This window comes from Paenibacillus sp. USHLN196 (assembly GCF_037144955.1).
GTDB lineage: Bacteria > Bacillota > Bacilli > Paenibacillales > Paenibacillaceae > Paenibacillus > Paenibacillus xylanexedens_C.
This window is the reverse complement of sequence record NZ_JBBCYH010000004.1, coordinates 444,392-469,441: the sequence shown is the minus strand read 5'-3', so window position 1 is coordinate 469,441 and position 25,050 is coordinate 444,392. Positions and strand designations below refer to the sequence as shown.

Sequence of the window (25,050 nt, the reverse complement as noted above, 5' to 3'; positions counted from 1 at the left end):
GAATGAATATGAGTTTTAATAACGGTATGTTCGTATTGGTCATTATCGCCTTTTTGCTCTCTTTGTGGGCGCAATTTCGCGTTAAAGGTACTTTTAAACGCTGGTCCAATGTACCGAACCAGAACGGAATCACCGGCTACGATGCCGCTCGCCAAATGCTTGACGCTAACGGCCTGCATGATGTCCCTATTGAGCCTGTACGCGGCGCGCTCTCTGATCATTATGATCCGATCAACCGCGTTGTACGCTTATCGGAACCAGTATATTATGAAAACTCAATCTCAGCTGTTTCGGTAGCGTGTCACGAAGTTGGTCATGCCATTCAGCATAAAGAAAGTTATCCCATGCTGGCACTGCGTCACCGGATCTTCCCAATTGTGAACTTTGCATCCGGATTAGCTCCGTTCCTGTTGATTGCAGGATTCATGTTCAACGCCATGAACCTCGCCGGGCTCGGTATCCTCTTCTTCTCTGCTACAGTTGCATTCCAACTCATCACATTGCCGGTTGAGTTCAACGCCAGTAATCGAGCAAGAGAGATTATGGTATCCGAAGGTTACATCCGCAATGAAGAAGAAAAAGGCGTTGCTAAAGTTCTGAATGCCGCAGCCTTGACTTACGTCGCTGCAGCGCTGATCTCACTGCTTGAACTGATTCGTTACATCGGAATCTTCAACAGCCGCGATTAATTTAATAAAAACAAAAACAATACCCCACCGTTAATCGGATGGGGTATTGTTTTGTTGTAAACCGAAGTAATGAAGTAAAAATGAACGAAAGGACTGGGCAACCAGCGGCAGTTTGTCATCCGCGCGGTGAATTAACCCGATGGTTCGTGTTACTTTGGGATGAGAGATGGCCACATGTGCCGGTTGCAACGGGTTGGTCTGGAATAACGCCATTTCAGGCAACAGACTGACCCCCATGCCCGCAGCGACCAATCCACGGATGGTATCGGTCTCTTCACCTTCAAAAGCGATCTTCGGTGTAAAACCAGCTTCCAGACAAGCATGCCACACAATAGGACGAAGAGAATATCCTTTACTGAACAACACGAACTTGTCATCCTTGAGTTGTTCGAGTGCAATCGTCTCCTCACCAGCTAACGGATGATTTGGAGGAAGGATGGCATGTAACTCTTCCGTGAGTACAATATCGCCATCCACTTGATCGTGTTTCTCCGGAAAAGGAGAAATGAATGCCAAGTCTACCTCTCCTGATAACACATCACGAATGAGTGTAGGAAACATCCCCTGCTTGAATCTGAATTTCACGTTGGGGTAGCGCTGACGGAAAGCAGCCACAACGGAAGGAATGAGATGAATCCCCAGGCTATGCGGAAATCCAATTCGAATCTCCCCGTGCTCCGGGTCAAGAAACTCATGAACTTCCCCCACTGCCTTGTCCAAATCTTTTAATATACCTTCAATTCGTTTACAAAAAAGCTGTCCCACTGCAGTCAACTGCAGGTTTCGTCCCTTTTGCATAAAAAGGTCCACGCCCAGTTCTTCTTCCAATTGATGAATCTGACGACTCACCGCTGACTGCGCCACATGCAACTCTTCAGCAGCTTGTGTTACATGTTCCTTCTGTGCCACTTTCAAAAAGTAATGCAACTGTCTTAATTCCACTCGCCTGATCGCTCCAATCTGTTATACCCTACTTATCCTTGATTGCATTCCATCTTGAGAACGTTCTGACTACCGCTTTAAGCTGCGGGGTTTCCACAATCTGATCAACAGTCCATAAATAAAGAATCCACCCAACAATCCGCCGAGATGAGCCATCCAGTTGATGCCCGACATGGCGAAGGAGAATATAATCCCGAACAGCAGCAAGGTGTACATCGTTTTGCGCGAAGCCTCATCCATCATGGTGCGCTGGAACAGAGCCACATACAGGAACGCACCATAGACGGCATATATCGCTCCTGAAGCACCAACAGAGATGGTAATGCTGCCAACCGAGTTGTACCACGCAACAGCAAGAATATTGCCCAACACGCCACCGCCCAGGTACAACACACCATATCTTACCGACCCGAGCAACCGTTCCATCGGTGGTGCGAATACGATTAACGCAAAGCTGTTGAACAATAAATGACTGAAGCCCGCATGCAGGAAGATGGATGTAATGTAGCGCCACCACTCCGAAGCGAACAGTTCATAATTCGTAAGTGCTCCGAATTTCAGCAGCACCATATTGTTCGTTGAACCACCATTTACCGTTAACACAATAAACATCACTACATTGGCAATTAAAAAAATCGACGTCAAAGGGAAATACTTCAGATAACCTTTCCAGTTCTCATAGCGAATAAATATCATAAATTTCTTCTTTCACTCCACCCTGTTCAGATCGGACTTACATCTCTGATCCATCGTAATGGTACATGCCCGAATTGGACAATGCCTTTCATAAAAGATTATAATGGATTTTGGCACGGATCACCAATTTATAAGGAGGAACATTATTATGGCACAAGAACGTACAGGCGCAGGCACATTTAAAGGCAGCCCTATTACATTGATCGGACCCGAACTGAAGGTGGGCGATCAAGCACCTGATTTCACACTAAGCAAAAACCTGGTTGAAGATGCATCCTTGAAAGACTTCGCAGGCAAAATCAAGTTAATCAGCGTTGTTCCTTCCCTGGACACTGGCGTATGCGATGCGCAAACTCGTCGTTTCAATGTTGAAGCTGGAGAGCTCGGAGACAATGTTGTTGTCTTGACAGTAAGCGTTGACCTTCCGTTCGCTCAAGCACGTTGGTGCGGAGCAGCTGGTGTTGACCGCGTAGTAACACTGTCCGATTACAAAACACGTTCTTTCGGTGAAGACTACGGCGTTCTGATCAAAGAATTCCAGTTGGACATGCGCTCCATTTTTGTTTTGGATGCCGAAGACCGGATTACATATGTGGAGTATCTGCCTGAAATGACAGACTCCCCTAACTTCGAGCAAGCGATTGCAGCTGTAAAAGCTTTGCTGTAGAAGTAATCATACGTTCAGAACAAAAGCGAGGAAGGTTAACCTTCTCTCGCTTTTTGTTATTTCATCATCTATTTCAATCATTTGCTTTATACTTGCTTAGCTTCTTATCCAGTACAGAGAATAAGTTCATGATCGTGCGATAGTTAGAGCCCAAGTCTCCAAGTGAACCACGGGAAGCTGAATACATATCCACTGCACTACGAACAGGACTTACCGAGATAATGGAAACTGTAATGTCCATCGTCCGTCCAAAGGTAGTCCGCTTCTCCAGTATAACTTCTCCGACAGAAGGCACTTCGTGCAGTACTTTATAACCCGGAATCTTTTTGAGTGTCGAAGAAACCTCTTCCCAGGCTCTGTCTTTGGATAAGTTATAATACCGTGTTTTTAATTTGGGATCCTTGGCTCGATCGCTGGTCCCCTCCATGCTGCGGATGATACCGACGAGCGTTCTCTTTAAGGTCAAGACCCTTCCTCCTTTGAATGTAACCGTTCCATTTATGTATCTTAGTGTAACATTGTTCAAGTAGTAACAAAAGGATAAGCATCATATTTATCGCAAAACCAATCAAATACATTCACTACAACATAAAAACACCCTGAAATTCCTTCAAAAGAGGAAAAGTCAGGGTGCTGTACATGAAAATTTAGGAACCCGCCTATGCCGTCCGGCTACATTGTCTTATGAACCTGCTTGGCAGGTGGGTGACCGCAAAAATGCTTTTTGAAGTCCCCATGTCGTATAGACAGGGCTTTTCAGCAACATTCTGTGTTGATCTCCCGAAGACGTCATCATTGGTTCAAAACAACGAATAACCGAAACGTACATCGCAGGATGTACAATTATTATATCCCTAACTGTGTAAAAAGTAAATGGCGATCCATGATGTTTTATTTTTGCAGTGTAATGTTTTTGTCGTCTGATGGTTCAGATGCTTCACCGTTATCTTCTGATTTCTCAGCCAGCGCAGCAGCTTCCTCTTCTTCCTTCTTCAACTGCATCTTCTCCATTTGCTCCTGCATTTTGTTGAAGGTTGCATAGAAGTTAAAGAAAGCAAACCAGGCGATGATACTGATGATGAAGAAGATGAACAAGACCGGATAACGGAAACCGATGTAGAACAGCAATCCGCTTCCCAGCAATGTGGAGAACACACGGAAAGGTCTGATCAACGTAAGCAATACCGCGTTTTTGATAATGAGTCCGATGGACATATGATAGTGTACAACCATCGAGAAAAAGTTAAAGAGCGATACAAATAACAAGAGAAGCAGTACTAGCATGATGATTCCCACGAGCTGCATATTGCGGAATTGCGTCATGTACACCGTATAATCCAGATACATAATCGCGAACAGCAGTGTGTAAAAAATGCCCCCAATTAAACTTTGCTTGTAGTTTTCCTTGTAACCTACAAAGAAAGTACGGAAGATCGGTACATCCGTATCGCCCATATTCCATTTACGAACAACCGTAAACAGCGCCGAAGTCGCCGGGAACAGTGTAAGCGGTGCCACAATGGCTATAGCCCAGTTCATTTGCAATGATTCGTTTGCGAGGTTCTGCTGCATTACGAGCAGTTTCATAATCAAGAAAAACAAGAACGGAGACGAACAAATAGCCCACAACAGATTGGTTGCGGCCAGCCTCGTAATCCACTCTGTAAGCCGGTAGATCCCACCCATAGCTCCTTTAAATTCCAAACATTTCTCCTCCTCTGCAGCCTTGCGTATTACCTGAAGTCTAATATTAATATACCTTATTATAGATAGGAAAAGCCAGTACTTCCCGAAAAGAGATCGTCATTGTCGTTAACTAGCGCTTCTGATAGTGAACAAAAAATGACGCAGTAATTTTGAAAATAAAAAAATGGAGCGGTCACCCGCTCCATTTTCCAGTTCACACGTTTATATTACTCGAAAGAAGAATCTTTCGCTGGACGACGTCCTTCGTTATTGCTTGGACGCGGTTTGCGGTCACGGTTGTAACCACCTTCTCTGCTTCCACCGCCAGTGCTGCTGCCGCTGTTACGATCACGGTTGTAACCGCCACGTCCGCCGCCACTGCTGTTGCGATCACGGTTGTAACCACCACCGCTGCCGCCGCTACCACTTGTGCGGTTACCGCTGTAACCCGATGGTTTACGTCCGCCTGAGCGAACATCTGGTTTACGACGCTTCGCACGGATTGGATCTTCAGGAGTCAGGTCAACTTGAGCATCTTTCTTGTCACCTGTCAGGAGCTTCAGAGCAGCCGACAACAGTTGAACAGAATCATATTGCTCAAGCATTTGAATCGCAATACCTTTGTATTCGTTCAGTTCGCCTGATTGTACGATTTCCAGCAAACGCTCTGCTGTCAAACGTTGTTTGCCTTCAACCGCTTCTGCCATTGTTGGCAGTGGTTTACGTGGAATACGGTGACGTGTTACACGCTCGATGAAGTGCAAGTGATCAATCTCACGCGGTGTAACGAAGGACCAAGCAGCACCCTCTTTACCCGCACGACCTGTACGACCAATACGGTGAACATAGCTCTCCGGATCTTGCGGAAGGTCAAAGTTAACAACGTGAGTTACGCCAGATACATCGAGACCACGTGCAGCAACGTCTGTTGCAACGAGTACGTCAATGCTGCCGTCACGGAACTTACGCATTACCGCATCACGTTGGTTCTGGGAAAGGTCACCATGAAGACCGTCTGCAGAATATCCACGTTTCTGCAAAGCTTCAGCCAATTCGTCAACACGACGTTTTGTACGTCCGAATACGATCGCCAGTTCAGGAGATTCCATATCCAACAAACGGCTCAACGCTTCGAATTTTTGACGCTCAGGTACTTCGATATAGGATTGGTCAATCAATGGTGCACTAACATGTTTCGGAATCACAGAAATGTGCTCAGGATTGTTCAAGAATTGTTGTGCCAATTTTTGAATGTTAGGAGGCATTGTTGCTGAGAACAGCATGGTTTGGCGCTCGTCTGGTACTTGTTTCAGGATGGATTGAATATCCTCCATGAAACCCATGTCGAGCATTTCATCTGCTTCATCCAGTACAACAGTTTGTACATCATCTAGTTTGATTGTTTTGCGGTTGATGTGGTCAAGGAGACGTCCAGGTGTACCAATGATGATCTGTGGTTTTCTTTTCAGTGCACGGATTTGACGAACGATATCTTGTCCGCCGTAGATTGGCAGGGAGCGCAGACCTTTGAAGCGAGTGAGTTTTTCGATCTCTTCAGCAACTTGAATTGCAAGTTCACGTGTAGGTGCCATAATGAGGGCGCGGATTTTCTCATCACTTTTCGTGATTTTGCTGATCAACGGAATACCGAATGCAGCTGTTTTACCCGTACCTGTTTGAGCTTGACCAATCAAATCTCTGCCTTCGAGTGCCAAAGGAATCGCTTTGGATTGGATCGGTGTTGCTTCTTCAAACCCGAGCTCAGTGATGGCTTGCAGCACCAGTGGTTCAAGATTGAAATCTGTGAAATTTAAATTTGTCAAAATTATTCATGCTCCTTTTATATGGTGGACATGGTGGACAATCCACTTTGTTGTCTGTATTCTTAAGTAGCGTTAATATTTATAGGGTATCCCAACGGGACGAATTATTTTCACTATCGAATATAATTCCATGAATGGGTCCCCAACATAAGACTAAAACTACATACATGTGTTTGAAACATTTCAAAATTTTATTGCTCCATTTAGGAAAAGTTTCCTACTCAAGAATATCCACAAATTATTATATCACAAAACAATTCAAGATTACCAGCAATCTGGTTTTAAATATAAATGAGGTGATTAAATTGCCCAAAATAATTTGGCACTCTTTAGTGATCATTTTGGGTGCTGCAGCTATTGCCTGCGGCTTTAACTGGTTTTTGGTTCCCCATCAGCTTTTAAGCGGCGGGGTATCCGGTATTTCAATGCTTCTGGGTTATTTTACGACTTTGAATCTTAGTATAATGTATTTTGTTCTCAACATTCCCCTGCTTATTGCAGGTTGGTTTATTCTTGGACGACGCTTCATTACATTAAGTATTCTCTCGGTAGCAGCCACTTCCTGGTTCATTGCGCTTCTGCCGGTTTTTGCTGTGGCTACAGATCCTTTGTTAAGCTCAGTATTCGGTGGTGTGCTTATTGGACTGGGCACCGGTGTCTCCTTCAGAGTCGGCGGCTCCACAGGTGGGCTGGACATTGTCGGCTCCATTTTTACGCGTAAACGAGACTTTCCGATCGGTACGGTAATGGCTGGCATGAACGGTACCATCATTATGCTCGCGGGATACCTGAGTGACAACTGGAATACTGCCTTGGCCTCTATGGTGTCCATCTACATTACAGGCAAAGTGCTTGATCTGATTCATATCAGTCACGTCAAAGTAACCCTATACATCATTACAAACGAAACCGAATCCATGTTGAAGAAATTGCTTGTTCGACCACGTGGGGTTACCAAAATTAAGACTCAGGGCGCGTATACGGATATTGAAAAGGACATGCTCATGACAGTTACCACCCGTTACGAGTTGGTTGAAATCAAACGCATTATCAAGGAGACTGATCCAAACGCTTTTGTTAACATTGTGGAAACGGTTGGTGTTATGGGCTCATTCCGCAGAAGTTAAGGCACCTGTACGGTTAACAATTCACAACATTGTGGTATAATAACGGTGTACGGCTCCTAAATATGTTGTATAGCAGGTTCAACCCTTCAATTTCACAGGCCATATGCTTTCCCGAATCGCGCCGAATGACTTACCATTTTGGAATTCGAGTAGGAAAGGGTGATTAATGTGGATATGGAAACGGTAAAACTGTTTGAGATTGTCAACAGATGGTGCCCGGAAATGCTCCCTTTCTTGAAACCGAATGAACTCGACTCGCTGATTGTCCTCCGGGATGGGCTGGGCATCCTGGAACAGGGAGATGCAATGGAAATCATTCAGTACAGTATTTGTGAGCATCAAAATGAGATTTACATTCAATAATTTTTTTCAGATTGATTACGCCGCTTCTTGCAGGGGGATTTCCTCCGCAGGAAGCGGTTTTCATTTTTTCCATGTGTTTCATTACTTGATTAATATGGTTAAAAGCCCAGAGGCTTTAATGTATAATTCATACATGGAATGCACATAAGGGAGTGGAAATGAATGAACATGTTTTGGGCTTTACTGGCTATGGCCTTTGGAGGCTTTGGTGTTGCCCCGGCAGTGGCAGATCAGGAAAATCCTCAATTCCAATCGTTAACCAACAGTTTTAACACCGCAATTATCCAATCTCAAAAAGATCAGGTTGTTATCGATGCCGATAAACCACCTGCTAAAATCGACCCACAACCTGATGCCCCCGTGGTCAAAGGTATCTATGTAACGGCCTACAGTGCCGGCGGCGCACGAATGAAAGAATTACTTGATCTGACGGATAATACGGAATTGAATGCCATGGTTATTGATATCAAAGACGATCTTGGATACATAACTTATCCCACAGAAAACAAAGCACTGCAGAAAATGGGCAAGTCCCAACCTTTTATTCGGGATATTGATGCCTTGATGAAACGATTGCAAAAACACGAGGTCTACCCGATTGCACGTGTCGTTGTATTCAAAGACACAATTCTTGCGAAGAAGAATCCGGAGCTTTCTTTCCGCAACAAGGATGGATCGGTTTGGGCGAATGGCAAAGGCGACAGCTTCGTGAATCCGTACAGCAAGGAAGTATGGGACTATAATATCGAAATCGCCAAGGAAGCGGCCAAACTTGGATTCAAAGAGATTCAATTTGACTATGTTCGTTTCCCGGAAGGTTTCGAAACTCGTGCTGATGTACTCAAATACACCAAATCTGACAAGTCCCGGGTCGATGTTGTAGCTGAATTCGTGCAATATGCGCGCAAAGAGCTGGCACCGTTAGGTGTGCGTGTCTCCGTTGATATTTTCGGTTATGCAGCTTCCGTACCTGCGGCTGAAGGCATTGGACAGGATTTTGTTAAAATATCCGAAAATGTGGATGTCATCTCACCGATGGTATACCCTAGTCACTATTCAACTGGGTGGTATGGGGTCAAGGACCCTGACAAAGATCCTTACACGACCATTAAGGGTTCGATGGAAGACACGCATAAGAAACTGGACCCCACTAAGGAGCTTAAACCCGTCATACGCCCGTGGATCCAGGATTTCACAGCAAGCTGGCTGGGTAGTGGACATTATATCAAGTATGGAAAGAAACAAGTCGAAGACCAGATCAGAGCGATGAAGGACATGGATGTACATGAATATCTGCTCTGGAATGCCTCCAACCGATATACCTCAGGTGTACAATATAAGTAATCCGCACTCTTGCATATTTTGAATTCATCCAACCTCGTTCTGCCTGAAGCGGAGCGAGGTTTTTTGGTGCTCATTTTTCTCGGTGCGCCTCTCCTCTGTATCTGTCCCTATCCAAAACGGACAAAATCCACTACAATGTATAGCTGTCCATATATGACACTTGGATGACATCTCTTTAGAATAGCGAGGCACTGCCAGTGAACATGAACACAACAAGCTTTTCACAAAAGGTGAAGCAATTCCTGATTATATTTTTGCCCATTTTCACCACTCAAATTGCCCTCTCTGCCATGTCGTTCTTCGACACCAATATGTCAGGCAAGTTTTCCCCGGCCGACCTTGCAGGAGTCGCGATCGGTACAAGTCTGTGGATGCCAGTCCAAACTGGACTAAGCGGGATTCTGATCGGTATTACGCCAGTCGTGTCCCATCTGTTAGGTTCCAAACGTAATGATCAGATCGGGTATAACGTTATCCAGGCGTTGTATCTCGGGATTGCGGTCAGTCTCGTCGTTATTGGAGCCGGGGCGTTGTTACTTGGCCCTATACTGAATGGAATGCCTCTGGAACCCCTGGTTGCCCAAGTTGCCTTCTATTTTTTGTGTGCACTTGCTTTTGGCATTATCCCACTCTTCGGATATACGGTGCTGCGCAGCTTCATGGATGCACTTGGCCAGACGCGGACTACGATGTTCATTACATTGGTTTCCCTGCCCGTTAACATCTTACTGAATTATCTGCTGATATTCGGCCGCTGGGGTTTCCCCCAATTGGGCGGTGTTGGCGCTGGTGTTGCTACAGCATGTACATACTGGCTGATCTTTCTTATTAGTCTCTTTTTTGTCCATCGGGTCGAACCTTTCGCCCAATATGGCATTTTCCGTCAATGGACCCGTGTATCATTGTCCAAATGGAAAGAGTTACTCAAAATCGGGGTTCCGATTGGATTCGCGACTTTTTTCGAAACGTCCATCTTCGCTGCTGTGACTTTAATGATGAGCCGTTTCGATACCACAACAATTGCTGCCCATCAGGCGGCGCTGAATTTCGCTTCTACGCTCTACATGTTACCTGTGAGCATATGTATGGCTCTTACCATCCTTGTGGGCTATGAGGCAGGTGCAGGACGTCTGAGAGACGCCAAACAATACAGCCTGCTCGGGATTGGTGGTGCCATTGGGCTATCACTACTGACAGCGATCGTGTTGATTGTGTTCGGCGAACAGATTGCAGGCGTATACTCTAACGATCGAGAGGTCATTGCACTTACGCAACATTTCCTGATCTACGCCATTTTCTTTCAGATCTCGGATGCGATTGCCACACCGACTCAAGGAGCATTACGTGGCTACAAAGATGTTAATCCGGCATTGATCATTACGTTTGTAGCTTACTGGATCATTGGTCTGCCTGTAGGTTACCTAACAGCTACGTATACTTCACTTGGCGCCTTTGGATATTGGATCGGACTTATTGCCGGCCTTGCTGTAGGAGCAACTGCACTTCTCTGGAGACTCTTTCTGGTACAAAAACAAGCGGCACTCCGTAAGGCATAGCATCGGAACACTCACTTACTTTGGAAAACAACAAAAAGAGCACAATCCTCGTTCATGCGGAATTGTGCTCTTTGTTTTTGAATCGAATTATTGGGACAAACGTTGTGCAAGCTGGTACGTTTCCATATCAAAATCTTTTTTCGTATTAACCACTTTATCAATATCTGTCAGGGTAAGTTCACCCTTGATAATGCCACAACCTTTGTCTGTTTCGCCTGCAATCAGACTGCGAACAGCAAAGTCGCCCAGACGACTTGCCAGGTTACGGTCGAAAGGTGTAGGCGTACCCCCACGCTGAATGTGACCCAGAACGGTTACACGCGGCTCATACGTCGGGCAACGTTCCATCAGTTCTTTTGCTACATCCTCACCCTTGCCCACACCTTCAGCAACAATGATAATACTGTGACGTTTGCCGTGTGCAAAGTTAGCTTTCATACGATCTGCCACTTCGTCCATGTCAAACGGAACTTCCGGCACAAGAATCGTCTCAGCACCTGAAGCAAGTCCGGCATGCAGGGCGATATCCCCACAGTGGCGACCCATAACCTCAACGATGGAAGAACGTTCGTGTGAAGACATCGTGTCACGCAATTTGTTCACGGCATCCACCACTACACTTACAGCTGTATCGAATCCGATGGTGTAATCGGTGAACGAAACGTCGTTATCAATCGTTCCAGGCAGACCCATGGTGTTAATGCCGAGTTTGCTCAGTTTGTTCGCTCCGTTGTATGAACCATCCCCACCGATAACAACCAGACCGTCAATGCCACGTGCACGCAGAATGTCCGCACCCTTTTGCTGACCCTCAGCAGTGTAGAACTCCTTACAACGTGCCGATTGAAGAACAGTTCCCCCACGTTGGATGATATCCCCTACACTCCGCAAATCCATTGGGAAAATGTCATTATTCAAAAGACCTTGGTATCCACGTTGAACTCCGTATACTTCGAGACCGTGAAACAGTCCGCTGCGAACAACCGCACGAACAGCCGCGTTCATCCCCTGTGAATCACCACCGCTCGTTAATACTGCGATTTTCTTTACTGCTGTCATGATGTTTCTTCCTCCTCTAGTTTCACTTCAGGCTCCGCAATCATACACCTGACTTACATATTCTTCCGTATCCAGCGACTGAAAATGAAGAAAAATATTCTTGTCATCGGACTATTCTTCATCAGACGTTTGGATACTACGCGAACTTCCTGCTGTTCGCTGACTTTGGGATCAGACAGGTAAATGGCAATCAGTCCTTCGATGATCATCCGGTGAAAGGAGCTTCCCGGGATCTTCTGCACATCACTGCGTGCCATCTCCACAATAAAAGCAATTCGGTCCAGCATTGTCTCTACATTCTCATAATAGTTGCAGAAGTTGAGATCTCCCCCGATGCGGTCCTCATCCTGATCAATTAAATAATCGAGCATAATGTGCAATGCGCATACATGTGGGAAATAGGCCGTGTGGATCGAGGCCGCTTGCTCTTCAGTCAACTGATCGTCACTCGCAGCCAGAAACAGCATGAAAACGCCCAGTGTAGAGCCAGTTGCAGCAGCGAATTCGTTCCAACGAAACTGAGGTGTGCGATGACGATGCTCCGACCACCATTCGAGCAGTGCCGTTTCTCTCAGTTCCGGCTTGATATGCTTATATACCTGCAGGTCCGTGTATAGGCCTGCCAGATCCTGAATTTGGGGCTTGGCGGACGCATAGCCTGGTAACTGACGGGTCAGTTCCTGACATGTGGTCACCAGATTCCGCAGATATCCACCGTCATCCTGCTCCTCACGGAGGGCATAATAATTGACGGGAGTTGCTTCGGGATCTACCGCATCAAGCATAGATTGATGGAGAAGACGAAAGTCATTCGGGTCCATCGAGGTGCTGCGGTCACACAGATTGTCCAAATAATCACTAATAGTTTGATATGAAACGATCAGAGGAATCAGAATGTGCCTGTTGGGCAAATCAGCTAAAGCGTAGACGGTTCCGCCTTCACAGTGAAACTGCTTATCCCTCAGACTGGCAAGTGCTTGCGTACGCAATTCCTCATTTGGAATCGCCTCAGCTTGTGCACGCCATCCACTCAGCGCCTTCCGTGTTTCCGGAATGGTGTATTTGTACACCCCTCTCATCAATGCCAGCGGTCCACGCGGATACTGATGACGTTTTCGATTTGATTGGCTCAAAATAAATGTGCCTCCACTTGGTTGAATACGTATTAGAGCGATTTTTAACCATTCCTATTATAATATGATCCCCTTAATTGTACAAATAATCTGCCGCATATTCCGCACAAAAAATCGCATCCGCGGCCAAAGCTTTGTGATATACTAGGCATATTTCATCCATCAAAGGAGTCGTTGACATGTCGTCAAGTGAATCACTTTCGTGGAGACGGTTATTTTCTTTTTTTGTGCCACTTGGCATTTCCGCCTCTCTCGTTACCATCTCTCACGTCATTATAAACAGCACATTAGCACGCTCCGCTCATCCCGAGACGGTTATTGCCAGCTATGCCATCGCAGGTAGCTTGTTAACCCTCACGGAGCGTCCCTCCACCCTGCTGCGGCAAACCTGCTCTGCACTGGTTCGCGATCGCCTTTCCTTTCAGGCCCTCACGTTTGTGACCAAAATATTTCTTGCCTGTGTACTTCTCATCGGTTTTCTCATCGTATATTCTCCCGTGGGTACCGGGGTATTCAAATACCTGTTTGGCGTAAGTCCGGATCTGTTGAACAAAGTTATCGACGTATATGAAATTCTCATGTATGTAAGTATCTTTTCAGTGATTCGCAACATCTATCAGGGGATCATTATTACGAATAACCGAACCAAGTGGTTAACCATCGGTATGGTATTCCGTCTAGCCGGCATGTATGGACTATCCCTGTATTTCATATATACAGACAGCATTGACAGTGGACGTGTAGGCGCTATCATTTTTGCTGCGGGCATGATGATTGAAGCGCTGGTCAGCTTTTTGGAAGGAAATAGCATCAAACGCAAGATGCCAGCCAAACTTGAACATCATCCCGTCGAGAGCAAGGGAGACGTATTTCGCTTTTATAAGCCGCTGCTGTTATCCAGCTTTGTAGCGCTGTTTATAGGACCGGTCATCAACATCGTTCTTGGCAAAACGACCGGGATCGCACTAGCCATTTCTTCTTTTGCCATAGCAAGCAGTCTGATGCAGTTGATGCTAAGCTTCTTTACATACATCCATCAGATCGTGCTTAATTTCTACCTTGTGGACGCCAAACTGGTACGAAAATTCGCGCTTGTCACCGGATTTATTCCGTTTGCGATGACGGTGTCTATTGCCTATACTCCCTTAGGACCATGGGTATTCGAGAATGTCATGAGCGTTCAGGGCGAACTGTTGGAACAAAGTCTCTGGACACTGCGTGCGTTCGTCTTATTTCCGTTGATCTTCCCTTTTCTGGATTTCAGCAACGGCCTTATTCTTCTTCGTGGGCAGACGAAAACGATGTTTCGTTCGCAAACCGCGAATGCAATCTGCACGGTAATTGTTCTGCTTATACTCGTTAGTATTTTCCCTGCGTGGAACGGCATGATCGGAGCTGTAGCCCAATCCCTCGGTCTGCTCGCCGAACTCGTCATTGTCTGGCTCGTCATCCGGCGTACGCAGCAAGAACCTACGATGTCCGTACCGAAAGCCGGTAAATCATCATCCCTGAAAGGGTAATAAATTCACTGAACTGTTATACAAGATTGGAGTATTCATCATGAAATTAAGTCAAAACGCCCGCCCGGATCAGAACTGGCTGCGGGCTCTCATGTTCACCATCTTCGGTTCCACCGTTCTGGTGGTATCCTACTTCCAGCTTTACTTTAGTCATCTTGGCTTTAGCCGGGCGGAGATCGGTTACCTTTACGGGATCGGCCCCCTCATCTCCGTGTTCTCCAATATGTTCTGGAGCATGGCCAGCGACCGCTACCAGACGGTACGCAAAGTGATGATCATTCTGCTTGGGGGTCAATTGATCACAGGTATCATGCTCGCCAATGCAACGACTTTCGGTCAGGTATTTGTACTCGTGACCCTGTTTTACTTTTTCTATTATCCGGTCTATCCGCTCTCTGATACGATGGCCATTACAACGGCCAGCAAGTACGGCCGAAATTTCACTTCCATTCGAGTCTTCGGATCGATCGGGTATGCCTTCTTCGCTTTAAGTATCGGGTATTTCCTTGGATCTTTCGGTCCAGGATGGACGATATGGCTTTGCGTCGGTCTTGCTGCTACTACATTATTGATCAGTTTTCAATTAAAAGATCAGCCTTCTGGGAGTAGTAGCAAAATGGATCTATCAGGGCTATGGGCTATTTTGAAACGCAGAGATGTACTCACCTTTTTCGGTTGTGTATTTTTGCTTGCCATGGGACATCGGATGAACGAAGCGTTTCTTACCATCACACTGAAAGAGCTGGGTGCCAGTGAGGGGCTGATTGGCTGGTCTTTGCTGATTTCTTCTGTAAGTGAAATTCCCATTTTCCTGCTGCTTAGCAAGTATGGAAACCGTTATAAAGAATTACCGCTAATTGCTTTTGCTGCACTCATGTATACGGTTCGCTTGCTTCTCATGTCCATATCCGATACACCTGCAGCCGTCGTTGCGATTCAGACGATGCACAGTGTTACCTTCGGTATTTTCTACGTTACGGCAGTCCGTTATATCATTCGCCTTGTTCCAGACAGTTACAGAGCTACGGGTATGGCTTTGTTCACCATCGTCTGGTCCAGTGCTTCAGGGCTGCTTAGTGGTACGTTGGGCGGTCTGCTCCTGGAACATGCAGGCAGACAAACCTTCTATCTCACCGCGATGGCTTTCTCCCTGGCTGCCCTAATCGGTTTTGGATTGAAGTTATGGTCCAGTATGATCAATCGTGTATCTTGAACACACAGGGAAACATACACCGTATTCAACCGTTATTTACACTGAAAATTTTAGAATCAAAAAAAGCACAGCCTCCCTTGGGGGACTGTGCTTAGGTTCTTAATATTCAGCTATAAATTTATCATGTATAAGAAATCCGTTGACCGGAACAATTCTTACAGTTTGTTTACGTTAGCTGCTTGAGGACCACGGTTTCCATCAGTGATTTCGAATTCTACCGCTTGACCTTCTTCCAATGTTTTGAAGCCGTCTCCTTGGATTGCGGAGAAATGTACGAATACGTCCTCGCCGCCTTCAACTGAAATAAAGCCATAGCCTTTTTCTGCGTTAAACCATTTAACTGTACCTTTCAAATGAAAAACCTCCTAAAAATATCGCCATCTATGGCGAATACCCTTATTATACTGTATGGGCTTCCATTTTGCAATTTATCTTTCCATAAATGTCGAAAAAATTTGCTTTGAATCGTAGGGTACGGTATCATTTTACCAAAACCGTTAGTTTGGAGACTACCTATGATAAAAAAACATGAAATATACAAAACAGACAAGTGGAATATGATGACCGTAGAAGTTCAGGGCAAATATCTCGTACTGCGAGAAATTTCGGAAGAGTGGGGCGAAGAATGCCATACTTTCCTTAGCCGCCCTGCGTTAATGCACTGGGCAGAACGCCGTTTCCCAAAAGCAGATTTTGAGAACCGTGAGGATGAATGGCGTCAATTGATGGCTGCCTTCAAAGGGGTCTAACCCATGCAGCTTGACTCAAGCAATGTCGTCATCTTTATTATCCTCGCCTTTTCCCTTGGTATTGTGCTTATTCTGGGACGCAACTCCATCCCGGATCGCCTAAGACGGGGAATGGCGCTTATTGCTACCTTGCTCATTTGTTTTGCCTTTTTCCTGATCGTTTATTTTCTGTATAACATGGGAACCTAATCTCGGGGACCCAAGTGCTCAAATATTTCAACGTGCCTGAGGTCATACTATACGAGATTATTCGTATCGTAAGGAGGAAGGCCGTTGAAATATCAGAAATCGCTATCTGTTATCCTGGTACTTAGTCTGATTCCTTCGTCTCTCTCCGCACAGGCGAGCACGACGAAGGCAGCTTCGTCCATACATTCATCAGATAATCAAAGGAGGATTTCCATGAGTCAATTATTGAAACGTTCCGAGGTGCCAGCCGAGCATAGCTGGAAACTGGAAGATTTATTTGCCGATCAGAAAGCCTGGGATCAAGAATATGAAGAAGTATCGTCTTTGACCAAGAAGGCCTCCGAATTTCAAGGCAAACTGGGTCAACCTGATGTACTCAAATCTTGCTTCGAATTCGAAGATGAGATCAGCCTCAAAATAGAACGCCTCTTTGTATACGCACGTATGCATCAAGATGAAGACACAGCTAATCCTACATATCAAAATCTATCTCAAAAAGCCCAGAAATTAGGCGTACGGGTTGGTGAAGCACTTTCTTTTGTCACACCAGAGATTCTCTCCCTGCCAGATGACGAGTTGGATGCATTCATTGCTGATGAAAAACTCTCTGCTTATACATTTACGCTGGAAGAGATGAAGCGGGAAAAAGCCCATGTTCTTAGCCAAACGGAAGAAGCTCTGCTTGCACAAGTTGGCAACCTTTCACAAGCACCACAGACGATCTTTAGCATGCTGAATAACGCTGATCTCAAGTTCCCTCGAATCAAGGATGAACACGGGAACGAAGTCGAGCTGACACATGGTAGCTACATACAGTTCCTGGAGAACCCTAATCGTGAAGTTCGCGAACGTGCCTTCAAAGCCGTATACGAAACCTATGCCAAACAGAAGAACACAATTGCGGCTGCACTGAATGCAAATGTAACCAAAAATATGTTCTATGCTAATGTTCGTAAATACCCTTCCGTGATGGAGATGTCTCTCTATGGAGATAACATTCCAACGGACGTGTATACGAATCTGGTTGATACCATTCACGAGAGCCTTCCGTTGTTACATCGTTATATGGACCTGCGCAAAAAGTTGCTTGGTGTGGATCAATTGCATATGTATGACCTGTTCGCTCCACTCGTAGATGAATATAAAATGGATATTACTTATGAAGAAGCCAAACAAACGGTCAAAGAAGGCCTGAAGCCTCTCGGCAAAGACTATGCGGACGCATTGCAGACAGGATATGATAACCGCTGGATCGATATATATGAGAACGAAAATAAACGTTCAGGTGCATACGCGTGGGGCGCTTACGGTACTCACCCATATGTCTTATTGAATCACAAAGACAACCTGAACAGTATGTTCACACTGGCACATGAAATGGGTCACGCTCTGCATTCACATTATTCGGATACAACACTTCCTTATCGTGATGCACAGTACACCATCTTCCTGGCTGAGGTTGCATCCACAACCAACGAAGCATTGCTGATGGATTATCTGCTTAACAAATCAACAGATCCAAAGGAAAAATTGTATCTGTTGACCTATTATGCCGATCAATTCCGTACTACCGTATTCCGTCAAACCATGTTTGCTGAATTCGAGAAAATTATTCATGAGCGTGCAGAACAAGGTGACGCATTAACACCACAATTGTTATCCGAGATCTATTATGATCTGAACGTGAAATATCACGGAGAAGGCATGGCTGTCGACAAAGATATTGAGATGGAATGGGCTCGTATTCCCCACTTCTATAACAGCTTCTACGTTTACAAGTATGCTACAGGCTTCTCCGCAGCCACCAGCTTCTCCAAGCAAATCCTGGAAGAAGGTCAACCGGCTGTTGACCGTTATCTTGGTTTCCTGAAGAGCGGTGGCAGTGATTACTCCATCAACATTCTGAAAAAAGCCGGTGTGGATATGTCTACACCACAGCCAATTCGTGAAGCGATGAGTGTGTTCAAGGAATTGATTGAACAGATGGAGCAACTAACCAAATAAGGTTGTCTTCCCATGTGACCTCCATCCCTTGCCCGTTTGGGCAAGGGATTTTATCATCATTGCAAGATGCAACATACCCGAATATGGGTAATGCATATCTAGTTCTCAATTGTTCAACAAGGAGGCAACACCATGAAAATGCAATGGGCACTCATAGCAGGTCTTGTTTTTGCACTGCTCACGGGAATCTTTGCGGTCATTAATGTGGATTCCGTACAAGTCAACCTGTTATTTAACACAGTACAAATCCCGCTGATCTTGCTGATTCTCGGCTGTACCCTGATCGGTGGAATTATTGTAGGGTCATATGGCATCTATCGCCAATACAGACTGCAACGCGAGAACAAACAATTGAAACTGCGCGTATCTGAATTGGAAACTTCCGCGACAAGCAAATCTACGTTGGATTCTTTCAAAACGATGGATTCACTTGACTCAAATGAACCGGACAGCCTGTTGAAGAATGATTCGATCCAGAGTCAGCGCAAAGGAAACCCTACGGGAACACTGTAACCAATCAGAGACAGCCTGCTGGCGAGTCAGGAATGGTAGTATCACATTCTCTCCCCCAGACAGGCTGTATTTTGTTTAACACCATACCCACGATCCGAGGAGGAAATTACACAATGAGTTTTACAATTGATGAATCATACGTTCTGTCTTTTCTGAAAAAATTGCTGGATACACCAAGCCCAAGTGGTTACACACATCATATTATCGAGATGATCCGCAAGGAAGCAGCAGCACTGGACATCGCTTGTGAGCTGAACAACAAGGGCGGTGCAATGCTTACATTGCCCGGACAGGATTCGTCCAAGACAATTGCTTTAAGCGCTCACGTGGATACGCTAGGGGCCATGGTACGCTCGATTACATCCTATGGCACATTGAAGCTGACCTCTGTCGGTGGATTTTCCATGCAAAGTATCGAAAACGAATATTGCAGCATCCATACTCGGGATGGAAAGACATACACAGGCACTATTCTCTCCCTTCATCCGTCTGTACACGTCTATCCGGATGCACGCACCTTTGAACGGACCGAAAGCCATATGGAAGTTCGAATTGACGAAGTCGTCTCTTCCAAGGAGGATGTATTGAAGCTCGGGATCTCTGTGGGCGACTTTATCTCCTTCGATGCTCGCGCCGTCATCACGCCGAGTGGTTATATCAAATCACGTCATCTGGACGACAAAGCCAGTGTGGCTGCCCTCTTCGGTATCCTGGAGTCTGCACATCGCGAAGGCTGGAAACCATTACATAACGTCTCCCTACTCATCTCGAACTATGAAGAAGTTGGCCATGGCGCATCGTATATCCCTGCGGAAATCAGTGAAATGATCGCTGTAGATATGGGAGCCATGGGTGACGATCTCAGTTGCAAAGAAACTGACGTGTCCATATGTGCCAAAGACTCTTCTGGTCCTTATGACTATGATATGACTAGCCGTCTCATCGAGCTGGCCAAACAAGATGGGTTGGATTACGTCGTCGACATATATCCCCAATACGGCTCAGATGGTAGTGCAGCACTACGCGGAGGAAACAATATCCGAGCAGCACTGATCGGTCCGGGAGTTCATGCATCTCATTCCATGGAACGTACGCATAAAGACGCTGTCCTGAATACGGCACGATTGCTCGCTGCCTACATTACAACCAAGTAAAACAGCATCATTTATCTACAAAATTATCATAGAGACATGCATTGTCTTCCATAACAACAAAGGACACTTCCAAAGCACAGCAATTCGGTGTGCGATCGGAAGTGTCCTTTGTTAAATCATATTTATTAATCCGCCTGTTCCACATATGCATGATATTGACGATCCAATATCTCTAACTCTGCCTTATGATCACGCATTTCAGTTCTCAACACATGCATAGTCTTTTGAACCGCGCTCAGTCCATCCTTCACCTGTCGTTCGGCTTTGCGAATTTTGTCCTGAACCATCCAGTCCACGAAGAGGTTATCGAAGAAATAGTCTGCAAATGAAAGCAGACCTCCGAGATGCAGATCCGCGTGTACTGCCATCTCTACATCCTCCAACTCCTTCTGAAAACGTCGTAGACGCTTACCTGCATCCATAATGGCGACCTGAGCGTCATCCATTCGTCCTCGCTTGATATGTGTGGAGATGACCCCACCGCCCATCATGTCATACACACCCCAATTACCTGCCGAAGCCAAAGCCTCCTCCGCACGTTCAAGAGCATGAACCAGATATTCTCCCTCCCGGAATGCTTCATCCAGTTCCTGAAGTTCACTGGCAAGATGCTCCCGATTCTCCGCCATATGCTGTAATTCTGCATCCTGGTCCAGCAGACGACCTTCCTTCTTCCCCCACAGAGCGTTGTAGTCACTCTGCCAGTACTGATATTGCCGTTGGCCCTCCAACTCCTGCTCCACATGGATTCGTTGCTCCTGCACGTCTTGTAGCATGCGACAAGCAGTGTCGTAAGCAGCCTTGCTTTCCATCAGTTCAAGTTCTTCCTTTTCCAGACGTTCCGTCTTCTTGCCAATCAGTTGATAGAAAAATGCTGACAATGTCATACTGTTCAGTTGATCAACATCCTTCTGCTCCTTCTGGAGATGCTCCAGACGACGTTTTACCTTTGCTTCCCATTCGGTTTCCTCCGTTTGAAGCTTCTCCAAGCGCTTGGTCCATTTCTCGTAAATTCTCCCCTTTTCCTTGAGCACTGCCAACTGTTCATTCATTTCTTTATACATAAATGTGGTGTTCTCTCCCTTCTATGGAATTCTTTACTTATACAACGTAATGAACATACAGAACGTTTCACATTTGAGTTCAAGTATTCAGACAAAAAATCGCCCTCTCCTCCTAATACGACTTAAAGTCACTATAGGAGAAAGGGCGATCTATTAATTATAAATCAAGACTTACTCTGCTCAATTTGCTCTGCAAGTTCATTCAGAACAGTCCAGCGTTCCATCAATTCGTCCAGATGGCGCTCAGCCTCAGCTTGCTCTGCCATCAATTCCTGCAGACGGGCAGAATCACTAAATGACTCTTCCATCTCTTTGTTAATCCGGACGAGATTGGCTTCAGCCTTCTCAATATTTTCATCAATCTGGTCGTATTCGCGCTGCTCTTTGAAGCTGAATTTCAACTTCGGTTTAGCGGCTGAGACAGCAGGAGTCGGTTTCTCCGATGACTGTTTCACCTTCGCTGCGCCCGTGTCACTATCTTGGGTAGTCCCAGGTGCATTTTTCAGCATCCATTCCGCATACTCACTGTAGTCGCCGACGTGCACACGTACAGCACCGTTACCCTCAAAAGACAGCACTTTATCCACAGTACGATCAAGGAAATAACGGTCATGGGATACAACAAAAACAACACCCGGAAAATCATCCAGATAGTCTTCAAGTACAGCGAGTGTCTGGATATCCAGATCATTTGTCGGCTCATCCAGCAGCAATACATTCGGAGCAGCCATCAGAACACGCAGCAGATACAGACGACGCTTCTCTCCACCAGACAGGCGGGAGATTGGCGTCCATTGGGAAGCCGGGGTAAACAGGAAGCGCTCCAGCATCTGGGATGCTGTAATCAGAGAGCCATCGGCCGTTTTCACATTCTCGGCCACTTCCTTGATGTACTCAATCACACGAAGTGATTCATCCATCTCTTGATGTTCCTGTGTGAAATAACCCAGATTGACTGTAGGGCCGACGTCAACCACTCCAGCATCGGGTTCCAACTTGCCAGATATCATCTGTAACAGCGTGGACTTACCACTACCATTCGGTCCGACAATGCCAACCCGATCACCAGGTACGGCAATATAACTCAGATCTTCGATCAGTATGCGACCACCGACGGATTTGGTAAGATGCTCGATCTCCAGTATCTTTTTACCCAAACGAGTGGAACCGACCGATACTTCCAATGAGCCCGAGCGCTGAATACCTTGTTGGTCTTTGAGTTGTTCGAAGCGATCAATTCTCGCTTTTTGTTTCGTCGTCCGCGCCTTGGCACCGCGACGAATCCACGCAAGCTCCGTCCGAAGCAGGTTCTTGCGCTTCTGTTCAGAAGAAGCTTCACGTTCTTCCCGCTCCGCCTTCAGTTCCAGGAAACGTGTATAGTTGGCTTCATATCGGAACAAACGACCATGATCCAATTCGAGCATGACATTCGCCACACGATCCAGGAAATACCGATCATGCGTAATCATAAGCAGTGCGCCGCGGCGCTTCTGCAAGTACTGCTCAAGCCATACTACCGAATCATTATCAATATGGTTCGTCGGCTCATCCAGAATAAGCAGTTCACAAGGATGAATCAGCGCAGCCGCTAGCGCTACCCTTTTGCGTTGTCCACCCGACAATGTGCCCATCAGTGCATCGAATTGACGAATACCCAATTTGGACAAAATACTCTTCGCTTCACTCTCCATCTGCCAGAGTTGAAGCTGCTCCATTTGCTGATTCAAACGTAATAGTCGCTCTTGCAACGCTGGATCAGATGACTGGAGCTCCAATAACTCCATCGTTTCCGTATATTCACGCACGGTTTTCATTTCCATGCTGTCACCTTCGAATACTTGTTGCAGTACCGTATTATCCGGATTGAAGTCCGGATTTTGCGCCAGAAACTGAATGCGTACATCATTACCAATGGAGATCTGTCCCTCATCTGCAGGTTCCATACCAGAAATCACACGCAGAAATGTGGATTTTCCGGTTCCATTTACCCCAACGACACCAATCTTGTCCTGATCAGCCATACCAAATGAAGCGTCCTTGAACAATATTTTCTCGCCATAACTTTTTGCAATTTGTTCTACCGTCATTATGTTCATTGCGCGTACCCACTTCTCTGTAAAATAGAATTCAATATTACTCGTACCCACACAAGCACTTACGTTTTCAAAAAGGACCGACACCCGTCCAGAAATAATGCTGCCGAGAAGGCAATTCGTTTGTTCAGATCTTCTTCGTTGAACTCTGGATTAAGCATAATATCCATCTTCAGACGATCCAGAATCCCAATGTACGATTTGGCTAATAAGACTGGCTCAGGTACACTTGCACTTTCCAGCACCTCGCACACCATGCTCATATATTGATTCATAAATTCTTTCATAAATTGCATCAGATCCGGATCATTATTAGGTGCCATAAAAAAGAGCTTGGTATGATTGCGACGCTCATAATAATACGTAAGGTGGGTCTTGGCTATTGCGCCAAGTTTATCACCTGTGTTCTCATGCGAGTTCAAAGCATATTCAAGACGACTGATAAAACTGTTACAGTCACGCTTGGATACTGCTACGAATAATTGTTCCTTACTTTTGAAATATAAATAAATGGTGCCTTTTGCGATGCCAGCTTCGTCTGCAATATCAGACATCTTCGTCTCATAAAAACCCTTCGAGCCAAAAATACCATAGGCTGCATCCAAAATAGCCTCCGATTTGTCTCCATGTACAGTGTTCAAATGTTACTCCCTCCTACAACGCCAAAATGTTACCCAATCCAATCGCCACACATCCGCCAATGACCGAGCTAAGCACGTTCACCAGGTCGTTACTCATCCATGACCAGCCACGAGCCCGAACCGTTGGATGCCCGCAATGTTCATGCACCTCAACTTCACGACCACACACGGTACAACGATACATCATCTGCACCGTTGCGCCCAGATAGGAATCGGCAAAAGCCCCTGCCAATCCGCCTACAAGGCCGACAAAAATCCAACTAAGCAGACCAAGCCCTTCTACCCCGGCGATCCAGGAAAAGAAAAATGCTCCTGCACCAATCAGAGCCCCGCCTACAGCTGCAGCCAGGGTACCGAGAAGTGAAACGCCTCCTGAGGCACCTGGAGTAAGTACTTTCCACGTGAGAACAGAGCGCGGCGGCTTGCGACTAAGACTCCCGAGTTCGGTTGCCCATGTATCCGATGTAACGGTAGCCATTACGCCAATGAAAGCATATATCCATGCCGGATGTGGAAATATCCAGTATCCGAGACAGAGGAACATGCCCATCCCACCATTAGCCATCACTTGTCCGGCATCCCGATTTCCTGACTTGGCATAGGATTTCTCCAGCTCCTGCTTCCGATCTTTACGAAACCTGGAGAGCAACGTTGAAGTGATGAAAAACAACAATAACGTGCCAAACCAGAACAGGTTGCCTGCTCCGTAATATATCGTTCCCATCATAATTGCTGCCAGGCAGCCAGACAGGGTTAGCGACTTTTTCGCATAGGCAGCACCTGCCACCATAGAAGCGCATACGGCGCCAATAATCCAATCCATAA

General features: G+C 46.0%; 25 protein-coding genes and 1 other RNA gene. 13 read left to right on the top strand and 13 right to left on the bottom strand.

Features of this window, described 5'->3' with window-relative positions; genetic code table 11:
* Positions 1–8 precede the first annotated feature (8 nt).
* Positions 9–689 (top strand): zinc metallopeptidase, encoded by a 681-nt coding sequence (locus WFI24_RS12095; protein ID WP_336761008.1) that lies wholly within the window; start codon positions 9–11, stop codon positions 687–689.
* A gap of 30 nt (positions 690–719) precedes the next feature.
* Here the strand turns inward: WFI24_RS12095 and WFI24_RS12090 are convergent, their stop codons facing one another.
* On the bottom strand, positions 720–1,631 hold the full coding sequence (locus tag WFI24_RS12090) for a LysR family transcriptional regulator (protein ID WP_062833647.1): 912 nt from the start codon (positions 1,629–1,631) through the stop codon (positions 720–722).
* A gap of 69 nt (positions 1,632–1,700) precedes the next feature.
* A complete protein-coding gene (locus WFI24_RS12085; RefSeq protein ID WP_336761006.1) occupies positions 1,701–2,327 on the bottom strand; it encodes a rhomboid family intramembrane serine protease in 627 nt (208 codons plus the stop codon).
* A 148-nt stretch (positions 2,328–2,475) separates the two neighbouring features.
* Here WFI24_RS12085 and tpx point away from each other — a divergent pair, with 148 nt between their 5' ends.
* Positions 2,476–2,994 (top strand): thiol peroxidase, encoded by a 519-nt coding sequence (gene tpx, locus WFI24_RS12080; protein WP_336761004.1) that lies wholly within the window; start codon positions 2,476–2,478, stop codon positions 2,992–2,994.
* Positions 2,995–3,067: 73 nt separating this feature from the next.
* Here the strand turns inward: tpx and WFI24_RS12075 are convergent, their stop codons facing one another.
* The 4 genes from WFI24_RS12075 to WFI24_RS12060 form a co-directional block, all read right to left on the bottom strand.
* Entirely contained in the window at positions 3,068–3,460 is a 393-nt protein-coding gene (locus WFI24_RS12075) for a DUF1499 domain-containing protein (protein WP_017689382.1), read from the bottom strand.
* A gap of 182 nt (positions 3,461–3,642) precedes the next feature.
* A non-coding RNA gene (ssrS, locus tag WFI24_RS12070) (6S RNA) lies at positions 3,643–3,834 on the bottom strand.
* A 51-nt stretch (positions 3,835–3,885) separates the two neighbouring features.
* Positions 3,886–4,698 (bottom strand): YesL family protein, encoded by an 813-nt coding sequence (locus tag WFI24_RS12065; RefSeq protein WP_145319313.1) that lies wholly within the window; start codon positions 4,696–4,698, stop codon positions 3,886–3,888.
* Between the two features lie 209 nt (positions 4,699–4,907).
* Positions 4,908–6,503: a DEAD/DEAH box helicase gene (locus WFI24_RS12060; RefSeq protein WP_336761000.1), complete on the bottom strand. Its 1,596-nt coding sequence runs from the start codon at positions 6,501–6,503 to the stop codon at positions 4,908–4,910.
* Between the two features lie 305 nt (positions 6,504–6,808).
* Here WFI24_RS12060 and WFI24_RS12055 point away from each other — a divergent pair, with 305 nt between their 5' ends.
* The 4 genes from WFI24_RS12055 to WFI24_RS12040 all read left to right on the top strand — a co-directional run bounded on the left by WFI24_RS12055 (position 6,809) and on the right by WFI24_RS12040 (position 10,893).
* Positions 6,809–7,630, top strand: coding sequence for a YitT family protein (locus tag WFI24_RS12055; RefSeq protein WP_145319319.1), 822 nt, complete (start codon positions 6,809–6,811; stop codon positions 7,628–7,630).
* 174 nt (positions 7,631–7,804) lie between these two features.
* Complete coding sequence (locus WFI24_RS12050) at positions 7,805–7,993, top strand: hypothetical protein (protein WP_029880762.1); 189 nt, start codon at positions 7,805–7,807, stop codon at positions 7,991–7,993.
* Between the two features lie 162 nt (positions 7,994–8,155).
* Positions 8,156–9,337, top strand: a complete 1,182-nt coding sequence (locus WFI24_RS12045) for a putative glycoside hydrolase (protein WP_336760996.1) — start codon at positions 8,156–8,158, stop codon at positions 9,335–9,337.
* A gap of 203 nt (positions 9,338–9,540) precedes the next feature.
* Positions 9,541–10,893: an MATE family efflux transporter gene (locus tag WFI24_RS12040; protein WP_336761258.1), complete on the top strand. Its 1,353-nt coding sequence runs from the start codon at positions 9,541–9,543 to the stop codon at positions 10,891–10,893.
* Between the two features lie 87 nt (positions 10,894–10,980).
* Here the strand turns inward: WFI24_RS12040 and pfkA are convergent, their stop codons facing one another.
* Positions 10,981–11,952 carry a 6-phosphofructokinase gene (gene pfkA, locus WFI24_RS12035; RefSeq protein ID WP_076292040.1) on the bottom strand — a complete coding sequence of 324 codons (972 nt, stop codon included), beginning with the start codon at positions 11,950–11,952 and terminating at the stop codon, positions 10,981–10,983.
* A 53-nt stretch (positions 11,953–12,005) separates the two neighbouring features.
* Positions 12,006–13,085 (bottom strand): tetraprenyl-beta-curcumene synthase family protein, encoded by a 1,080-nt coding sequence (locus tag WFI24_RS12030; RefSeq protein ID WP_186327712.1) that lies wholly within the window; start codon positions 13,083–13,085, stop codon positions 12,006–12,008.
* A 179-nt stretch (positions 13,086–13,264) separates the two neighbouring features.
* On the opposite strand from WFI24_RS12030, the gene WFI24_RS12025 reads away from it, so the two are divergent.
* On the top strand, positions 13,265–14,605 hold the full coding sequence (locus WFI24_RS12025) for a multi antimicrobial extrusion protein MatE (protein ID WP_336760991.1): 1,341 nt from the start codon (positions 13,265–13,267) through the stop codon (positions 14,603–14,605).
* Positions 14,606–14,645: 40 nt separating this feature from the next.
* Entirely contained in the window at positions 14,646–15,818 is a 1,173-nt protein-coding gene (locus tag WFI24_RS12020; RefSeq protein ID WP_336760989.1) for an MFS transporter, read from the top strand.
* Positions 15,819–15,973: 155 nt separating this feature from the next.
* Here WFI24_RS12020 and WFI24_RS12015 read toward each other — a convergent pair whose 3' ends face one another.
* Positions 15,974–16,171 carry a cold shock domain-containing protein gene (locus tag WFI24_RS12015; RefSeq protein ID WP_017689394.1) on the bottom strand — a complete coding sequence of 66 codons (198 nt, stop codon included), beginning with the start codon at positions 16,169–16,171 and terminating at the stop codon, positions 15,974–15,976.
* Between the two features lie 162 nt (positions 16,172–16,333).
* On the opposite strand from WFI24_RS12015, the gene WFI24_RS12010 reads away from it, so the two are divergent.
* The 5 genes from WFI24_RS12010 (at position 16,334) to WFI24_RS11990 (ending at position 20,427) form a co-directional block, all read left to right on the top strand.
* A complete protein-coding gene (locus WFI24_RS12010; protein WP_017689395.1) occupies positions 16,334–16,567 on the top strand; it encodes a hypothetical protein in 234 nt (77 codons plus the stop codon).
* A 3-nt stretch (positions 16,568–16,570) separates the two neighbouring features.
* Positions 16,571–16,756, top strand: a complete 186-nt coding sequence (locus WFI24_RS12005; RefSeq protein ID WP_047842378.1) for a hypothetical protein — start codon at positions 16,571–16,573, stop codon at positions 16,754–16,756.
* Positions 16,757–16,969: 213 nt separating this feature from the next.
* A complete protein-coding gene (gene pepF / locus WFI24_RS12000; protein WP_336760979.1) occupies positions 16,970–18,760 on the top strand; it encodes an oligoendopeptidase F in 1,791 nt (596 codons plus the stop codon).
* A 132-nt stretch (positions 18,761–18,892) separates the two neighbouring features.
* On the top strand, positions 18,893–19,273 hold the full coding sequence (locus tag WFI24_RS11995) for a LapA family protein (protein ID WP_336760977.1): 381 nt from the start codon (positions 18,893–18,895) through the stop codon (positions 19,271–19,273).
* 113 nt (positions 19,274–19,386) lie between these two features.
* Positions 19,387–20,427 (top strand): M42 family metallopeptidase, encoded by a 1,041-nt coding sequence (locus WFI24_RS11990; protein ID WP_145319334.1) that lies wholly within the window; start codon positions 19,387–19,389, stop codon positions 20,425–20,427.
* Positions 20,428–20,552: 125 nt separating this feature from the next.
* Here the strand turns inward: WFI24_RS11990 and WFI24_RS11985 are convergent, their stop codons facing one another.
* The 4 genes from WFI24_RS11985 to WFI24_RS11970 all read right to left on the bottom strand — a co-directional run bounded on the left by WFI24_RS11985 (position 20,553) and on the right by WFI24_RS11970 (position 25,048).
* Complete coding sequence (locus tag WFI24_RS11985; RefSeq protein ID WP_336760974.1) at positions 20,553–21,491, bottom strand: hypothetical protein; 939 nt, start codon at positions 21,489–21,491, stop codon at positions 20,553–20,555.
* 164 nt (positions 21,492–21,655) lie between these two features.
* A complete protein-coding gene (locus WFI24_RS11980; RefSeq protein ID WP_336760972.1) occupies positions 21,656–23,587 on the bottom strand; it encodes an ABC-F family ATP-binding cassette domain-containing protein in 1,932 nt (643 codons plus the stop codon).
* Between the two features lie 59 nt (positions 23,588–23,646).
* Positions 23,647–24,225, bottom strand: a complete 579-nt coding sequence (locus WFI24_RS11975; protein ID WP_221823344.1) for a TetR/AcrR family transcriptional regulator — start codon at positions 24,223–24,225, stop codon at positions 23,647–23,649.
* Positions 24,226–24,238: 13 nt separating this feature from the next.
* Positions 24,239–25,048, bottom strand: a complete 810-nt coding sequence (locus tag WFI24_RS11970; protein ID WP_336760967.1) for a DUF92 domain-containing protein — start codon at positions 25,046–25,048, stop codon at positions 24,239–24,241.
* Between the last annotated feature and the right edge of the window lie 2 nt (positions 25,049–25,050).